At 31.0% G+C, this 17,469-nt stretch carries 12 protein-coding genes and 1 pseudogene; 7 read left to right on the plus strand and 6 right to left on the minus strand.

Annotated elements, in window-relative coordinates; translation table 11 throughout:
* Window positions 1–6: 6 nt before the first annotated feature.
* A complete protein-coding gene (locus tag BTO04_RS01460; RefSeq protein WP_087562800.1) occupies window positions 7–6,342 on the minus strand; it encodes a T9SS type A sorting domain-containing protein in 6,336 nt (2,111 codons plus the stop codon).
* Window positions 6,343–6,610: 268 nt separating this feature from the next.
* On the opposite strand from BTO04_RS01460, the gene BTO04_RS01465 reads away from it, so the two are divergent.
* The gene (locus BTO04_RS01465) at window positions 6,611–9,142 is read left to right on the plus strand and encodes a DUF559 domain-containing protein (RefSeq protein ID WP_087562801.1); all 2,532 of its coding nucleotides are present in this window, start codon (window positions 6,611–6,613) and stop codon (window positions 9,140–9,142) included.
* 122 nt (window positions 9,143–9,264) lie between these two features.
* On the opposite strand, the pseudogene BTO04_RS01470 reads toward BTO04_RS01465, so the two are convergent.
* From BTO04_RS01470 to meaB, 3 genes and pseudogenes are all read right to left on the minus strand, one after another.
* Window positions 9,265–9,453, minus strand: a pseudogene (locus BTO04_RS01470) (hypothetical protein); the annotation flags it as partial.
* Between the two features lie 94 nt (window positions 9,454–9,547).
* On the minus strand, window positions 9,548–9,967 hold the full coding sequence (locus BTO04_RS01475) for a BLUF domain-containing protein (protein WP_087562802.1): 420 nt from the start codon (window positions 9,965–9,967) through the stop codon (window positions 9,548–9,550).
* Window positions 9,968–9,993: 26 nt separating this feature from the next.
* Window positions 9,994–11,061 (minus strand): methylmalonyl Co-A mutase-associated GTPase MeaB, encoded by a 1,068-nt coding sequence (meaB, locus tag BTO04_RS01480; protein ID WP_087562803.1) that lies wholly within the window; start codon window positions 11,059–11,061, stop codon window positions 9,994–9,996.
* 452 nt (window positions 11,062–11,513) lie between these two features.
* On the opposite strand from meaB, the gene cysS reads away from it, so the two are divergent.
* The 4 genes from cysS to BTO04_RS01500 all read left to right on the plus strand — a co-directional run bounded on the left by cysS (window position 11,514) and on the right by BTO04_RS01500 (window position 14,505).
* A complete protein-coding gene (gene cysS / locus BTO04_RS01485; RefSeq protein WP_087562804.1) occupies window positions 11,514–12,992 on the plus strand; it encodes a cysteine--tRNA ligase in 1,479 nt (492 codons plus the stop codon).
* Window positions 12,958–13,227 (plus strand): membrane protein insertion efficiency factor YidD, encoded by a 270-nt coding sequence (yidD, locus tag BTO04_RS01490; protein ID WP_198342091.1) that lies wholly within the window; start codon window positions 12,958–12,960, stop codon window positions 13,225–13,227. The genes cysS and yidD overlap by 35 nt, the downstream gene beginning before the upstream one ends.
* A gap of 97 nt (window positions 13,228–13,324) precedes the next feature.
* Entirely contained in the window at window positions 13,325–14,179 is an 855-nt protein-coding gene (gene lgt, locus BTO04_RS01495) for a prolipoprotein diacylglyceryl transferase (protein WP_087562805.1), read from the plus strand.
* A 14-nt stretch (window positions 14,180–14,193) separates the two neighbouring features.
* The gene (locus BTO04_RS01500; RefSeq protein ID WP_087562806.1) at window positions 14,194–14,505 is read left to right on the plus strand and encodes a DUF6787 family protein; all 312 of its coding nucleotides are present in this window, start codon (window positions 14,194–14,196) and stop codon (window positions 14,503–14,505) included.
* On the opposite strand, the gene BTO04_RS01505 is transcribed toward BTO04_RS01500, so the two are convergent.
* On the minus strand, window positions 14,502–14,768 hold the full coding sequence (locus tag BTO04_RS01505; protein WP_087562807.1) for a hypothetical protein: 267 nt from the start codon (window positions 14,766–14,768) through the stop codon (window positions 14,502–14,504). The two genes, BTO04_RS01500 and BTO04_RS01505, sit on opposite strands and share 4 nt — an antisense overlap.
* 92 nt (window positions 14,769–14,860) lie before the next feature.
* On the opposite strand from BTO04_RS01505, the gene BTO04_RS01510 reads away from it, so the two are divergent.
* Both BTO04_RS01510 and BTO04_RS01515 read left to right on the plus strand, forming a co-directional pair.
* The gene (locus BTO04_RS01510; protein ID WP_087562808.1) at window positions 14,861–15,487 is read left to right on the plus strand and encodes a CoA pyrophosphatase; all 627 of its coding nucleotides are present in this window, start codon (window positions 14,861–14,863) and stop codon (window positions 15,485–15,487) included.
* Between the two features lie 56 nt (window positions 15,488–15,543).
* Entirely contained in the window at window positions 15,544–16,359 is an 816-nt protein-coding gene (locus tag BTO04_RS01515) for a 1-acyl-sn-glycerol-3-phosphate acyltransferase (RefSeq protein ID WP_087562809.1), read from the plus strand.
* 3 nt (window positions 16,360–16,362) lie between these two features.
* Here BTO04_RS01515 and BTO04_RS01520 read toward each other — a convergent pair whose 3' ends face one another.
* On the minus strand, window positions 16,363–16,899 hold the full coding sequence (locus BTO04_RS01520) for a hypothetical protein (protein ID WP_157662404.1): 537 nt from the start codon (window positions 16,897–16,899) through the stop codon (window positions 16,363–16,365).
* Window positions 16,900–17,469 lie beyond the last annotated feature (570 nt).

The following is a 17,469-nucleotide window of genomic DNA, read 5'->3' on the forward strand; positions in this document are numbered from 1 at the left end:
TTATTATTATTGAATAATAATTTTCTTTGAGATATTTCCATTCGCTGTTTTCATCTTAACAATGTAGAGTCCGGTAGATAATTTTTTATTAAAAGGTAATGCTGTTTTTTGAGTTTGCTCATTGATATTCCAAAGACCTACTTTTTTACCAAGAATGGTATACAAAACAACTTTTTTAATAGTAATTTCTTCATTTTTAGAAATGATTAAATTTTGACTTGTCTTATCAGTAAAAATAGTTATATCTTTTATAAGGTTCTCATCTTCTGTACCCAGCACTTTATTTTCTACAAAAGCTAACACAAATCTATCTGAATAAGTTCCTTTATCAAGTGTTATATTCGCTTTACCATTTTTAATATCATAAGAAATATCTGCCACTTTATCTCTAATATAAACGTTCTCATTTATATTTTTCATTTCATCAATTGTAATATTTATATCACCAGAGTATCCCATTGTAATTTCTAACGGAACTTCTAAATCATCAGAAATTTGTTGAACTCCAGAGATTATATAATTTCTATTATCATTAGGAAACTTCCAATAGATGTCTGTATTGCCTAAATCATACATTTCAGCATCGTATCCTTTATCATAATTAAAAGAAGTATACTGGCTAAAAGAAACACCAATTTGTCTATGATATTCTTTGTTGTCATCCGTACTTTTAAAGTTCATTCCTAATTTAATTGCAGGGGTATTCAAAAGAGAGTTACTATCACTTTTTGATTTAGTTGCCGATTTGAAGAAGACAGAAGAACCAGCTTCTTCTAATTTATATTCACGTTGACTATTGTTAAATACAACAGCACCACCATCAATATCTCCTTGTATAAAGAAACCTTGACCAATAGCTACATAAGGCTCTGGTTCTGTATAGGTAATAGCACTTCCACCTGTACTAGGAGCACAAGTAAGTTGGCCATCAGCATCAATAAGATTTAAATAATCAATAAAAGCAATGTTAGTGTCATTAGATTGAAGTGTAATATTATTACCAGCTTCTACACATAATGCAACCTCAAAAATAGCATAAGAAGTTCCAACAGAAACGGGAAGTGTAACTTCTAATCTATCTATGTCATTTACTTTTATAATAATACTTTTATCTATTTCTGACTTATATTTGATTCTTAATGTATCTGCACCTTTTGAGATTGTCGAAAATTTTATGAAATTTGCAATAGTTTCCAATTTTACAACATTAATTGGTAAACTATTTTCTGTTTGCTCTTCTGAAGTCCCGTTTATGGTAACAGAACTATCTTCAGATTCAATTATTACATCTACAGCACCAGTTGCATCTTTTGCTGTTACTCCCATTGCTATTGTTCTGGTAGCATATCCACCAATATACCCTGCAAAATTATGGCCAATACTTGAACTTTCAGAAGTTGTTTTTTCACTTGCATGCTCCCAAAAATAAAGTACTCCGCTCGTAGATGATTTATTATCTTCTATAAATTCTTTTACACTTAAAGCAGATGCAAATGGATTACCCACTAAATAAGATTCATTACCACCAATTGCAGTTGTAATTTCTCCATCTTTAGGAATTCCTACAAATGTATAATTTTGAGGTCTACCAGGACCTTTAAATATAAAACCATCTGTATTTGGAATAGTACCGCTGCTAAGTTTTTGCGACCAACTAGCTCTTGTTCCTGCATTGGCAGCATAGGTGTAGATCCAGTATTGAGCAAGAGAGATAGGATCAGAAGTGTCACCATTATAGCCAGAAATCCAATTAATATCTTTAGCAATATCTGTATTTACAACACCTGTATGATTTGTAGGAGTAGTACCATCTTTAAAAATAGTAGCGACAGTATAATTACTTGCACCAGCAGTATTTATTACGGGAGATCCCATATAATTATATCTGTAAATGCTAGGTACCGTAGAGTTTTGGTCTACCAATAATTGCCCGGTACCTGTTACTAAAGAAGCTGTTGTGTGTGTTTGTATTAATTGAGAAGTTCCAATTAAACGAATATCTCCATTAAGTACAATAGTATTAGTAACTGCCAAAAGGTTATCTGTAACAGACAGTTTTTTAGAAGCATCTACGGTTAATTTTCTAGCGCTTAATCTTGCCGTTGTATGATTGTAATTTTCATCAATCACCACAAAACGAGATCTATCTGGATATCCATTATCCCAAGCAGCACCATTTCTAGTTGTAATATCTACTCGGTGTAATCCTAATAAAGTATTTGCATCTGTATTGGCACTTTCAATTTCAGAAATAAGTGGATCATGAGGGTGTCTTTGAGCACCACCAGCTGCTAATAATCTGTAAGGGTCTAATGTATCATCTATAAATACTACCCATTCACTAGCTGTATAAGTAGTATTTGGTGTAAATGTTTCATCTATTCTTACTAAAGAAGTTTTATTAGGGATGTTAGCAACAATATCATATCTATTAGCCCAAGCAGTTGCGTCTGTGGTTGTAGATAAGGAAATCATATCATTACCTCCATCAATATCAGTCAAATTATCGTCAATAAGTGGTGCGCCATTTATATTTGTAATATTTGTGCTTAATGTATTTTTTATTAAAACGGATTGCCCAGGAGCCAAAACTGAAGTAACAGAATAGGTTGCATCTGGTAGTTTATCAGTTTGATCTCTTATTTTATCCTTAAAGAGTATTACTTTAATTTCGTTAGCATTAATTGTATTTGAGCTAATATTAGTTATTTCTATCCATTTTTCATTTCCAAATTGATAAACCTGTGTTATCATAGGGATACCACTAAGAGTTAAAATAGTAACCGTAATTACATTGCTTTCTGCTGTACAGCTATTGGTAACACTAGTGGCAATTCTTTTATAGTAAGTAGCTTGCGTTATTGTTCCTTCATTAAAAGTAGCACTTGTAGCTCCAGAAATATTAGAAAAACCTATAGTAGCACTTGTTGTGCTTTTTTGCCATTGATACGTAACACCGCCTAAACCTGAAGCATCTTCTGTAGATGTAAATGCTACTACATCAGTAGTACTCAGAATTATTTGGTTTCCAGCGATCACACCAGCGGTTGTTTTTTCTATTTCTATTTCTATTGGGTATTCTTGACTTATGAATCCTGTTGTAGTGTTTTTTAATCGAATAACACCTGTATAAGTTCCTTCAGCAGGGTTTGTAGGAACCGCTACTGTAATAGAACCAGATCCTGAAAATGTAGCATCTACATCTACTAAATCTGTAAAACCTTGTAAATTTGCAGCATCACTAAAATCTATGCTATAATTAGTTGGAGCATTCGTTGTTCCATCATATGTGAAATTTACTAATGTTGTTCCAGCACAAATATTTTCATTTTCTATAAGGTTCGTAAATGTTGGAGCAGATGGGGCTAAAATTGTAATGGTAATAGGGTAACTTTTAGAACAACTATTAACAAGAACTTCTTGAATTGTAATACTTCCATTATAAACTCCTATTGGCAAACCAGTAGGAATATCTATATCTATTTGAGATCCAGACAAAGCAGTACTTGAAACATCTAATAAAGATGCTGCGTTTGCAGCATCATCAAAATCGATACTATAAAGAGAAGGTTGATTTGCAGCACTAGAAAAAGTTACTACTAATTGTTGATTAGCAGTACTATTATCAAAGGTTGCAGATGGATTTGGTCCAAAAGTAATGGTAGGTGATGGATATACAGTAACACTTACCGAATTAGATTCTACACTTGTACAGGTTCCAAAAATTTTAGATGCTCTTACTTTAAGAGAATTAGTACCAAATGGTAAAGGGTCTGAATCTATGATTTTATCTGCCGCTATATTTGGTCCTAAAAAACTTGGCCCTACAGAATTATTATCTTGATCTAATAATTGATATAGTAAACCTGGTTGTGCATCTGTAACTGTTACCATAAAGATACCGTTTTCACAAATAGGAGATGAAGTAGTTGAAATAGTAGGTACAGTAGGTGGATTGCAAATTACTACTTTAGAAGAAGATTGGTCACTCTCACAACTACCTGCTGCAGTAGATGTAGCTGTTACGGTAACTACTGCATCTGAGTATAATTCATCAAAAGAACTGCTTCCTAAACTACTATTATCTAAATCATTAATAGTCCAGTTTCCAGCACCGTCTGTTGTTGTAAATTTCCCATCTATTAAAGAACCATCTAAATAGAGTTGTATTATAGAACCTGTTGCTAAGCCTGAACTTGTACCTATTATACTTATATCTCCTTCTTTAATTGGGTCTGAGGTTATTACTAAACTAGTAGCAACGGTTTTTGTGTTAATTTGAACATCATCAGAAATATCACTTTCTATTTCATTAGTATTTTGAACAGTGGCTCCAATCCAATTTCCAGGAGTAATAGATGCGGCTAATGTTAATGACCAAGTACCATTTGATAATACTGTAGCTGTATTTGTATCTAATGCGCTTAATTTAGAAATGCCTTGATTTGGTCCGGAATATACTCTTATCGTTCCTCCTAATTCACTAGAAGTACCCGAAACAGTTGAAATGTTAGTTGTAGTACAAAAATCTACATCTATTATTGGTGTTAAAGATGTAATTATAGGGCTAACAACAGCAGAAGGTGTACTTAAACAAGCGGTCCCAAAATTTCTATTTGAAACTTTAATAGCATCTGTAGTTAATAAAGTTAACCCAGTAATATCAATTGAAAAAGTATTAGAACTCCCTGTAGTTGTGGTTATATAATCTGTTGATGAACCATTAATAATTAACCTTAAGGTTGCTGATGTAGGCGGAATTCCTCCAAAATTACCGGTAATTGAGGTGTCACCTAATTCAAATGGATCTAAGAAAGGGGTGGCAGAAACTGTACCTGAACTACATGTTGAAATTGGTTCACTGCCTAATGATGGGCAACTTGCGGGGTTAGTATCGCTAACAGTATCTATAGTTACAAAAAAGTTAACACTATCATCTGTGAATTTATTACCTCCTCCAAGACCTATACTTGTTGGTGATGAAGATGCGTAATTTTGAACATTAGTTCCATCTATAGTAGTTATTTTGGTACCCGTAGAAGAATCATAAAAATTTAAAAAAAAACTTGTACCTACGGGTACTTCTCCTATAGGATAAGTAAGAGTCAAAGTTTTTCCTCCGTTAGCAAAATTAACAAAGACAGGTGTTGCTAAAGGTATACAACTTGTGTCTGTTACCGTTTTTGTGTCACAATTAGCTACAGAAGTACCTTTTATAATTTCAGTACTTTTTTTTACGGTTGCTGTAGCTGTAATCTTATCTTCTTCATTAATAGGCCCAGGAATTGTAAAACCCCAAGTAGTTGTACTAGTTGTAGATGTACCTACAGAAGCACCATTTACAAAGACCTCAATTTCTGTTTCTTCACCAGCTGCTACCGCATTAGTTGTACCTGTAATGGGTACACTAGAACCCGTTGGAATAGTGCCATTTATTAGTGGGCAAGCCGCTCTTTCTAAAGGGTCTCCATTGGTTGGTGTTTGGGTATCAATAGCTTCTTCATATAAATTATCTGTTGTATTAGATGAATCATCTACTCCTGCAACATCAGAAGTTCCATTATTACCCATAATACCCTTGGGGTTGATAGAAGTAACAGAAATCATTCTTAATTTTGTAGCATTATTTATATAACCTGTTAAATCTGAAAAAGAAAGATAAAAATCATAAAAATAATCTGGGTCATCACAAACAGTGGTTAATGCCAGAGATTTAATAGCGTGGGTTGTGTATGGTTGCGTTGTTATGATTGTAGGATTTGTAGTACCATCAATACTATAAGCATCAACAGTAAAATTGGTTCTTAAAACTATTTCAACTTCAAAACCAGGGTTCCCAACTACTGCATTTGGGTCTTTGTTGGGTCCTGTAAAACCAAATTTTTCATCAGTATCTATAAGTATAGAGTATCCTTTAGAGTTAGATGCAGCGCCACCTAATCGAAATCGAAAGCGCATATTTGTACCGTCTGTGTTGTAATAAGAAGACCTGCTGTTTGCATCTTGTACTAAATCTGTAAAAGCACAACTTGGTCCTTTATTTAAATCTGATGTAGGTTCTGGAGTTATTTCTGGTATACCAGCATACGCAATTTCACTATATAAAACATCAAAAACATCAGTATCATTTATATTTGAAGGAAAACCAATATTTGTATACTGACTAGGTGTTTCTGATGGTGGTAAAGATACATAGCCATCCCCATTAGGATCTAGAACAGTGTTAGGGGTTCCTTGAAAAATTACCCCAGGTGTTTGTGCAGTAATATTATAGGAATTAAAAAGTAGATATAGTGGTATTATAAAACCAATATACCTAAGTATGGAATTATTTTTTTTCATAGTTTTTCATAGCTTTTCATTGCTTCTTTTCTTGAAAGAATACATCTTTAATTTTGTGGTTAAATATTATGTAATAATTCATAACTTCCTAAAAACACATGGGTAGTTTTTCCCACCCTTAAGGTGTAATTTTCTGGTTTTATATTCTTTAAGGGATATTTATATAGATGAATGTTATGTTGTAAAGTATAAAATAAATTAAGTGCTATTATAATTGCATCAATGAAGAAAATTTTTCTGTATTTTCGTTACTCATATTATTTATAAAGTGAATTTAAATTACCCAATTACTTATATTAATGGAATTAGTGTGCAAAGAGCTTCTCTTCTGTATACAGAATTAGGTATAAAAACATGTAATGATTTATTACACTTTTTCCCATTTAGATATATTGATAAAACTGCCTTTTATGCTATAAAAGATTTACAGCCAAATTCTTCTGAAGTTCAAGTTGTTGGTAAAATAACAAGTGTAAAATCTATTGCTCAGAAAAGAGGAAGTAGGTTAGTGGCAACTTTTCAAGATACTACAGGAACTATGGAGTTGGTTTGGTTTAAAGGTCAAAAATGGATTAAAGATGCACTAAAAATTAACGAACCTTATGTGGCTTATGGTAAGTTGAATCATTATAATGGTAATTTTAGTATTCCACACCCAGAAATGGAATTGGTAAAAGAGTACAAGAAAAAGTTGCAAACAAAAATGCAACCTGTATATCCATCCACAGAAAAATTAACAAATTCAGGAGTTAGTAATAAGTTGATGAGAACGTATGTTCAGAATTTATTACAACAGTTTTTTGAAACAATTACAGAAAGTCTATCCAAAGAAATTATGGATGATTTTAAATTGATGGGTAAACGAGATGCGCTGTTGAATTTGCATTTTCCTAAAAGCCAAGAAAATTTAGCCAAAGCTGAATACAGGTTAAAATTTGAAGAATTGTTTTTTATTCAGTTGCAGTTACTCAGAAAAAAACTCATCAATAAAACAAAGATAAAAGGGTTTGTTTTTGGAAATGTAGGCGATTCTTTTAATACATTTTATAAAAACCATTTACCATTCGATTTAACAAATGCTCAAAAAAGAGTGTTAAAAGAAATTAGAAAAGATGTTGCTTCTGGTGCTCATATGAACCGTCTTTTACAAGGTGATGTTGGTTCTGGAAAAACCATTGTTGCTTTGTTAGCAATGCTTTTGGCAATAGATAATGGTTTTCAGGCAACAATAATGGCGCCAACAGAAATTTTAGCAACACAACATTACCACGCAATTTCTGAGTTGTTGAAAGACATGGATATAAATGTAGATTTATTAACGGGTTCTGTAAAAATAAAAAAACGGAGAATCATTCATCAAAATTTAGAAGACGGAACATTACATATTTTAATTGGTACGCATGCTTTGTTAGAAGATAAAGTGAAGTTTAAAAATCTAGGAATTGCAATTATTGATGAACAACACCGATTTGGAGTTGCTCAGAGAGCGAAATTGTGGAAAAAAGGAAGCCCATCCCTAACCCTTCCCAAGGGGAAGGGAACTGAAGTTCGGAATCGTTATGAAACTGCGCTTCCATCAGTTTATAAATTGATGAAGGAATTACAAAAAGAGAGAAAACAACAAACTACTGAAGCAGAAAAAGTTCTGTGGGAACAATTAAAAACGAAAAAATTAGATATTAAATTTAGAAGGCAACATGTTGTAGATGAGTTTATTGTTGATTTTATCTGTATTTCTAAAAAACTAATTATAGAAGTTGATGGAAAATATCACAACAAAAAAGAACAACAAGAAGCAGATAATTTAAGAACTGAAATTTTACAAGAATTAGGTTTTAAAGTGATTCGTTTTACTAATGAAGAAGTTATTGGAAATTCAGAAAATGTAATAAACAAAATATCGCAAGCGTTAGAAAGTCTTCCTTTGGTAGAGGTTGAAGGGGTTTCTCCGCCCCATATTTTAGTAATGACAGCAACACCAATACCAAGAACATTGGCAATGTCTGTTTATGGCGATTTAGATATTTCTGTAATTGATGAATTACCTCCTGGAAGAAAAGAAGTAAAAACGGTGCATCGTTTTGATAGCAATCGTTTGTCGGTCTTTAAATTTATGAGAGATGAAATTAAAAAAGGAAGACAAGTGTATGTTGTGTATCCTTTAATTCAGGAATCTGAAGCGATGGATTATAAAGATTTAATGGATGGTTATGAAAGTATTTCTCGTGATTTTCCAACGCCAAAATATCAAATAAGTATTGTTCATGGACAAATGAAACCCGCTGATAAAGAATATGAAATGCAGCGTTTTGTAAAGGGTGAATCCCAAATTATGGTTGCCACAACTGTAATAGAAGTGGGTGTAAATGTGCCAAATGCAAGTGTTATGATTATTGAGAGTTCAGAACGTTTTGGACTTTCGCAATTGCATCAATTAAGAGGAAGAGTTGGGCGAGGAGCAGACCAAAGTTATTGTATTTTACTCTCTAGTTATAAATTGTCACCAGAAGCTAAAACACGTTTAAAAACCATGGTAGAAACTTCTGACGGATTTAAAATTGCAGAAGTAGATTTAAAGTTACGAGGACCAGGTAATTTAATGGGAACACAACAAAGTGGCGTTTTAAATTTAAAAATTGCTGATGTAGTAAAAGATACTCAAATTTTAGTAAAAGCAAGAAATACTGCAATTTCAATTTTGCAAGAAGATGGCAATTTATCAAAACCAGAAAACCAAAATATTAAAAATGCGTATTTAGAATTGTCTAAAACTTCTAAAATTTGGAGTGAAATTAGTTAAGTACTTATAATATGCTAACTAAATATTTTAGCTCCTTTTTTTATTGAAGCCTAAAGTTCTAATTGTTTTTCTTCTTTTATTAATTGAACCTCTCCGTTATATAAGTCCTTTAGGGCTTCAATTTATGTAATACCTAAACGTCTTCGGTTGCTAATATCAGATAGCGCATTTTCACTAGCAGAATGTTCACCATGAATACCTCTTATTTGTAAATAGTATTTTTTTGTAATTTCTTCTAGTTTATTTTTGTTGTTGCTTATTTGTGGCAAAGAGATGTGAACACTTGCCCTCATAGCTGTTCCTAAATTAGTTGGGCAAGAAGAGGTTTAACTTGCTGTATTAAAATGAGTTATTTTACGATTTTATAATTAAAAAAAACTTTTTTTATTCTCCCAGATGTACTAATTAATGTGTTTTATCTTGTAGGAATATAGCAATTTCAGGGAGGTGAATTATTAATTCATTAATAACTTTTAAGCCGCTAAAATCTGTACTAATCCCAGGGATAAAAATTAATGTAGGATCATCAAAATCTGCACAACCCATTTTCCAGTCCTTAAAGAGGCGATTCTTTATAAAATTATCTTGGATTATTTTGAAGTTTTTATGACGCGAATCTCTAATAAGGCGTTCAATAAGATTATCTATAACCTTAGTTTTTCCTTCGAGAACCTGAAGAAAACACCCTTGTTTGTAGATAAGTACACCAGTGATGTTATCCATCTTATTGAATGCACGTGCTTCATGTAAAAGATCCAGTAAATTGCGTTTACTCAATTCTTTCGTAGCTTTACTTGTATAGATAATTCTGCGTAGTTTCATCATCTTGTAAATATATTTTAAATAAACTATTAGAGTTCCAATAGCTTCTTTGCAGCATTAAAGGGAGTTGTTTTCCCGTTTTCTAAATTTTTTATTTCTTTTGATAGCGCTTTTTTAATTTTTGGATTTTGATAAAAATTATCTTTTAATTGTTGATCAATGGTAGATAATAACCAGAATTTATTTTGCTCGTTTCTTCTTTTGTTAAAATAATTATTCTCTTTTGTTAAAGAAATATAATTGGTAATCATTGTATTAATTTTTTCAATTCCTTTGTTATTTAAGGCACTTGCAGTTAAAACTTTGGGTTGCCAATTACTTTCTTTTAAAGGATATAAATGCAACGCTCTATTGAATTCAATTTTTGCGATTTTTGCATTTTTTTTATTGTCACCATCAGCTTTATTAATTACAATAGCATCTGCCATTTCTATAATTCCGCGTTTTATTCCTTGTAATTCATCACCTGCACCAGCTAATTTTAACAGTAAAAAGAAATCTACCATAGAATGTACTACAGTTTCAGATTGACCAACACCAACAGTTTCAATAATAATAGTATCAAAACCAGCAGCTTCACAAAGAATAATACTTTCGCGTGTTTTTTGTGCAACGCCACCTAAAGAAGTTCCAGACGGTGAAGGCCTAATATAAGCATTTATATTGGTTACTAATTCTTCCATACGAGTTTTATCGCCTAAAATAGAACCTTTGTTAATTGAGCTACTTGGGTCTACTGCTAAAACAGCAATTTTTTTCCCTTGTGAGGTTAAATGTTTTCCAAAAGCTTCAATAAAAGTGCTTTTACCTACACCAGGAACTCCTGTAATTCCAATTCTAACAGAATTATTAGCATAAGGCAAACATTGGTCCAAAATTTCGTTTGCTTTTTGTTGATGTTTGGGGTTAGTACTTTCAACCAAAGTTATTGCTCTACTTAAAAATGTAATATTTCCTTCTAAAATTTTAGTAACAAATTCTTTTACAGAATTTTGCTTGGCTCTATTAATTTTTATTTTTTCTGCAGCAGATTTACTGGTAGTTTCAGGTTTAGAAACACCATCATTTTCATGGATTGCAGAAGGTTTTTTATTCATAGTACATGTAATTCATGTAAATCTATAAATAATTATCGAGCTTAAGGCAACACTTCAAAAAATGTGTCGTCTATAGGGTAAGAAAGTTTTAATAAAATCAACCAAACAGTTACATCAACCAATCATTGATCAATGCAGAAAGAACAACGCCAAAGCGCAGCTGCTGTTGTGTAATTTGTATTGTAATGCAATGTTACAAGTTGCATTTAGATATTTAAAAGAAGGTTTTTGGCTGAAGATGTAATGCAAGGTGCTTTTATGAAGGGGGTTAAGAGTAGTAATACTTATGAAAACTAATTGTTATCAACCAAAGTATAGATAAATTACTATTAAAAAATGTTTTATTTATCAATAAAAAACTACTTTTAATTTTACCAAATTTCTAACAAATTCAATTTCGCCATTCTCTATAAAGTGCCTATATTTAGCAACTGAAATTAGGCACTATTTTAATGGAATTATACAAAGAAAATAAACTTAAAGTATATAACTCTTTATCTAAAACAAAAGAGGACTTTAAACCTTTAACAGACGGATATGTAGGTATGTACGTTTGTGGACCTACTGTTTATAGCAACGCACATTTAGGTAATGTAAGAACGTTTATGTTCTTTGATGTTGTGTATAGATATTTACTTCATTTGGGGTATAAAGTACGTTATGTGCGTAATATTACAGATGCGGGGCATTTAGAAAATGATGCAGATGAAGGTGAGGATAGGATTGCAAAAAGAGCAAGATTAGAAGAAATTGAACCAATGGAAGTGGTGCAGCGTTATACTGTAGACTTTCATGATGTTCTAAAAAATTACAACTTTTTACCACCAAGTATAGAGCCAACAGCAACAGGGCATATTGTAGAACAGATAGAAATGATTAAAGAAATCATAGAAAAAGGTTTTGCGTATGAGGTTAATGGTTCTGTGTATTTTGATGTTTTAGAATACAATAAAAATAATCATTATGGAATTCTTTCAGGAAGAAAAGTGGAAGATTTAATACATAATACACGTTCTTTAGATGGACAATCAGATAAGAAAAATCCACAAGACTTTGCACTTTGGAAAAAAGCTGATGAAAGACACATTATGCGTTGGCCTTCTCCTTGGAGTGATGGTTTTCCTGGTTGGCATTTAGAATGTTCTGTAATGAGTACAAAATATTTAGGTGAACAATTTGATATTCATGGAGGAGGAATGGATTTAAAATTTCCGCATCATGAGTGTGAAATAGCACAATCGCAAACGTGTAGTGGTGTAAAACCAGTTAGTTATTGGCTGCACACAAATATGCTGTTATTAAATAGCCAGAAAATGGCAAAATCTACCGGTAATTTTATTTTACCAAATGAGATTTTATCAGGAGAAAATGAAATTTTACCAAAACCATTTTCAGCAAGTGTAGTTCGTTTCTTTAATATGCAAGCCAATTATAGAAGTATTTTAGATTTCTCTGGTGAAGCTTTAGAGGCATCAGAAAAAGGACATGCTAAATTAATGGAAGCTGTTAATTTCTTGAATAAAATTGAAGCTGGAAAAACATCAACTTTTGATGTTCAAAAATGGAAAACAGCGTGTTATTCTGCTATGAATGATGATTTTAATACACCTGTTTTAATTTCACATTTGTTTGAAGCTGTAAAAGTTATCAATCAAATAAAAGAACATAATGCAAGTTTAACTGCAGAAGATTTAATAGCATTTAAAGAAACAATGACTGCATTTGTTTTTGATATTTTAGGATTGATGAGTGAAAGTTCTCAAGACAATTCAGAAAAAATAAATGGTGTTGTTGCTTTGTTGATTAAATTAAGAAAAGAAGCAAGAGAAAACAAAGATTGGGCATTGTCTGATCAAATTAGAGATGAACTAATAGCCTTGGGAATTCAGTTAAAAGATGGAAAAGAAGGAACAACTTTTTCAGTCAATTAAGTTGAAGAAAATTATAACATATCCATTTATTTTATTAGTACGGTTTTATCAAACCGCGATTTCACCTTATACACCATCCGCTTGTAGGTACAGTCCAACGTGTTCACATTACACGGTTGAAGCTTTGCAAAAACATGGTTTATTTGCGGGAGGTTGGTTGTCTATAAAAAGAATATTTAGTTGTCATCCTTGGGGAGGAAGTGGTTATGATCCTGTTCCAGAAAAGAAAGAATAAATAAAAGCGGTCATTAAAAGGAAGAATGACGAAGCAATCTGTTTTTAAATAGCGGTTGCTTCATTACATTTGCAATGACAAAAAAATAAGATAAAATATGAGTTTTTTAGCAATAGAGTGGAACCCTTCATTAGGAATAGATTTAGGTTTTTTTGTTATTCGTTGGTATAGTTTAATGTTTGTAACAGCATTTTTATTGGGTTTGCACTTAATGAAGAAAATATATATTGAAGATAAAATTCCGTTAGAAAAACTAGATGTATTATTTATGTACACTTTTGTTTCTATGTTAATTGGTATGCGTTTAGGAGATGTATTTTTCTATAGTTGGGATTATTACCAACATCATTTACTAGAAATAATTTTACCTTTTAAAAAGCAAGTAGGAGCGGATGCTATTTTCGGATTAATAAAAGACTGGAAATTTACTGGTTTTACTGGTTTTGCAAGTCATGGAGCAGCAATTTCTATTATTTTAACAATGTATTTTTATGCTAAAAAGCATTTAGATAAACCTTGGTTATTTATTTTAGACAGGTTAGGAATTATGGTTGCTTTGGCAGGGTTTTTTATCCGTTTTGGAAACTTTTTTAATTCAGAAATTTACGGAAAAGAAACAGGTTCTAGCTTTGGAGTAATTTTTAAAGCAGCAGGAGAAACAGTTGCTAGACACCCAACACAATTATACGAAGCATTTAGTTATTTAATCTTGTTTTTTGTTTTATGGCATTTATACTGGAAAACAACTAAAAAAGAACAAGTTGGATACATTTTTGGTTTGTTTATGGTTGTTTTGTGGTCTTTACGTTTCTTTATAGAGTTCTTAAAAGAAGCACAAGTAGAAAGTAGAGAGGATTGGGTTTTTAATTCTTTAAATACCGGTCAGGTTTTAAGTATTCCATTAGTACTAATAGGTTTTTGGTTAATGTTTAGAAAAGTATCAAAAAAATAATATTAAAGAAGATTATGGAAAAATTAAAACAACGTTGGGGGATCGAAAATAATTGGTCAGTAATTGCAATATTTATTGTTTTTGCAATAAATGGATCCTTTGCCGCTTGGGTTGCAAAACCTGTTACAATATTCTTAGGGTTGTCTCAAGAGACCCTCTCTCCTTGGTTATTTTGGCCATTAAGAATTTTGCTTATTTTTCCTATTTATCAACTAACTTTACCTGTTGTAGGTTGGTTATTTGGTCAGTTTAAATTCTTTTGGGCTTTTGAAAAAAAGTTTTTAGGAAGATTAGGTTTGGGTTTTCTGTTTAAAAATAGAAATTAATGATCAATAATAGTTTCAACTTTTTCTTTATGAATTAAGTAGGTATACATCCACATAATTGTAAACGTTGGTATGATATCTAAAGGTAATATTTCCTCTATAAAACTAACAATACCTGCAATTTTACCTGCCTTTCCTTTATACATTTTAGTCATTAGGTATCCAGATAAAGGTGCCCAGGCAATATCTAAAAAAGGAATCGGTACAAAACCAATAATATCTAAAACAATACTTAGTGCTAATTTTTTATATTTTTTATTCATATTTTATTTTAATTTATATAAATCAAAATTCTTGCCAAAAAATATTGTTTTAAAGTAGAAATTTTTATGTTTGTTAAAAGTAATAATTAGTTGTGATTTTTCAAGATTTCAAAAAAAAAATAGATTCATTTAAAACGCTAGAATTAGGCGGTTTAGAAGCGCAATTTAAATTAGCGCCACAACTACGTTTGAGGTATGATGAAAATAAAATAAAAGCGAATAACCCAAGAAAAGCAGCTGTTTTGGCATTGTTTTATCCAAATGATAAAAATGAAACCTGCTTTTTACTTACAGAAAGAGCAACGTATAAAGGAACACATTCTGCTCAAATAAGTTTTCCTGGAGGAAAAATAGAAAAATCGGATTTAAGTTTAGAAGAAACGGCATTAAGAGAAACTTTTGAAGAAGTAGGAGTAAAACAATCATCAATAAAAATAATTAGAGAACTTACAGATGTTTACATACCACCAAGTAATTTTTTAGCAACCCCTTTTATAGGTTTTATTGATAAAAAACCAGAGTTCATTTTAAATTTAGAAGTAGAAAATATTATAGAGGTTTTAGTAAATGATTTATTAAATGATATTAATAGTACCAAAGTAACTCTGAATACATCATATATGAAAAATACTGAGGTACCCTGCTTTAAGTTAAATGATTATATTGTTTGGGGAGCAACAGCAATGATGCTTTCTGAAATTAAAGAACTCTTAAAATAGTGTCTTTATTAATTGTTTTTGTAAGTTTGTTTTTTATCAACTAAAAATTAAAGAGAATGCCTTTATTTAAAAGGAATATATTTGGTCAAATTTTATTTCTAAAAAAAATAATAATAAGAATTTTCGGACTTATTTCTCACAGTAGATATCGTAAATTTAATAGTTTACAAATAGAAGGGTCAGAAATTTTAAGAAATTTACCAGATAGAAATGTTTTATTTATCTCTAATCATCAAACTTATTTTGCAGATGTAGCTGCAATGTTTCATGTCTTTAATGCTTCTTTAAAAGGTAGAGATGATAGCATTAAAAATGTTGGATATATTTGGAATCCTAAATTAAACATTTACTTTGTTGCAGCAGGAGAAACGATGCGTGCTGGAATTTTACCTAAATTGATGGCTTATGGAGGCTCTGTTTCTATTGATAGAACCTGGAGAAGTGATGGTAAGAATGTAAACAGGCAGGTAAAAAATTCTGATATTTCTAATATAGGTAAAGCAATAAAAGATGGGTGGGTAATTACGTTTCCTCAGGGAACAACAACACCTTTTAAACCAATTAGAAGAGGTACTGCTCATATTATAAAAACATATAAACCAGTTGTAGTACCTATTGTAATAGATGGCTTTAGGCGTTCTTTTGATAAAAAAGGATTAAATATTAAAAAACGAAATGTTTTACAATCTATGGTTATAAAAGAGCCTTTAGAAATTGATTATGAAAATGATGAAATTGCAGATATAATTACAAAAATTGAATATGCGATTGAACAGCATCCTTCATTTTTAAAAGTGCTGTCTGTAAAACAAATTGAAGAATTAGCTAAAGAAGAAGAGGAACTTAATAAAAAACGAGAGTTCTGGTCTTAATAATTATTTGATTTTAAATAAATTTATTTCAAGCCCAAAGAAGAGGCTAAATCTTATTTCTTTTTTACCATACATTTTTTCTAAATCTGTTCTTTCTGTAAATTGTACTATAGAACTTAATTTAATACGATTACCTAATTTATAAGCTAACTGTAAAGATCCCGAAAAGCTTAAAGTATTATTGTCATCTCTTGCAATATTTCCAATTCCTATTGCAGGAGTTAAATATAGCTTAGGGTCACTTAATTGGTTGTTAAAAGTGTAACCAAAAATAGCACCATACCTTGTATATCCTTTTGCTATAAGAGCTCTTTCGTACTCCAAGCCAAATACGAAAAAGCCTAATTTTTTCTCTTTACTTTCATATTCTAACCTAGTAATAATATCTATAGTACCCGCTCTGTTTCCAAGGTTATCTCCAAAAGCCATTAACTTTAAATCTTGGTGAAAAGATACTTTAATAGCGTTTTGTGAATAACATAAAATACTACCCATAAAAAATAGCAAGAAAAAATAAGGGAAATTTTTCTTTCTGATCATAAAAAATAACTGATTGTAAATATTTCATAAATTTAGTGTTTTATAAGTATAAAAACAAGCTGTTAACACCCTGTTTTTTTAACCATTAAAATAAAAAGCTACTGAAAATTAATTTTTTCTATCTTTTTTTTTTTGCATATCGACAGCCAATATATAAATGTATAAAAATTACTAGACCAAGTCTGTCTTAAAGCAGTACTTAAATTATATTTTTGATAAGAATGGTGTACAATATGACTTGTTTAAAATAACCTACTTTCATATCGTACTCTATGATTCCAATAATATGCTAAATCTTCTGCAAAGAATAATAGAAACCAAGCCCGCCAAGAAAAAGGAATCTTAAAAAAAAGGATTAGTAGCATAAACTAAATAAAGAGAACTTAAAGTTAATCCTTCTGTTAGCAAACTTATAAACACGTTTCCAAGTCCTATAATTATAGATATTGTAGCATCTTTTATATTTAGACTCTTTTATTTTTACTTTAACGGTAAGAATGATTTCAATGATACCTATGAGAATGAAAAAAGGAACGACATAATGAATTAAATTAGGCATTTCTTGTCCTT

The sequence above is a fragment of the Polaribacter sp. SA4-10 genome, from assembly GCF_002163835.1.
GTDB lineage: Bacteria > Bacteroidota > Bacteroidia > Flavobacteriales > Flavobacteriaceae > Polaribacter.

Excerpts from the sequence above, each read along its gene's own strand:
- lgt (WP_087562805.1), top strand. The coding sequence starts at position 13,325 with ATGAGTTTTTTAGCAATAGAGTGGAACCCTTCATTAGGAATAGATTTA.
- meaB (WP_087562803.1), bottom strand. The coding sequence starts at position 11,061 with ATGAATAAAAAACCTTCTGCAATCCATGAAAATGATGGTGTTTCTAAA.
- BTO04_RS01505 (WP_087562807.1), bottom strand. The coding sequence starts at position 14,768 with ATGAATAAAAAATATAAAAAATTAGCACTAAGTATTGTTTTAGATATT.
- yidD (WP_198342091.1), top strand. The coding sequence starts at position 12,958 with ATGGAAAAGAAGGAACAACTTTTTCAGTCAATTAAGTTGAAGAAAATT.
- BTO04_RS01500 (WP_087562806.1), top strand. The coding sequence starts at position 14,194 with ATGGAAAAATTAAAACAACGTTGGGGGATCGAAAATAATTGGTCAGTA.
- cysS (WP_087562804.1), top strand. The coding sequence starts at position 11,514 with ATGGAATTATACAAAGAAAATAAACTTAAAGTATATAACTCTTTATCT.
- BTO04_RS01515 (WP_087562809.1), top strand. The coding sequence starts at position 15,544 with ATGCCTTTATTTAAAAGGAATATATTTGGTCAAATTTTATTTCTAAAA.
- BTO04_RS01520 (WP_157662404.1), bottom strand. The coding sequence starts at position 16,899 with ATGATCAGAAAGAAAAATTTCCCTTATTTTTTCTTGCTATTTTTTATG.
- BTO04_RS01475 (WP_087562802.1), bottom strand. The coding sequence starts at position 9,967 with ATGATGAAACTACGCAGAATTATCTATACAAGTAAAGCTACGAAAGAA.
- BTO04_RS01460 (WP_087562800.1), bottom strand. The coding sequence starts at position 6,342 with ATGAAAAAAAATAATTCCATACTTAGGTATATTGGTTTTATAATACCA.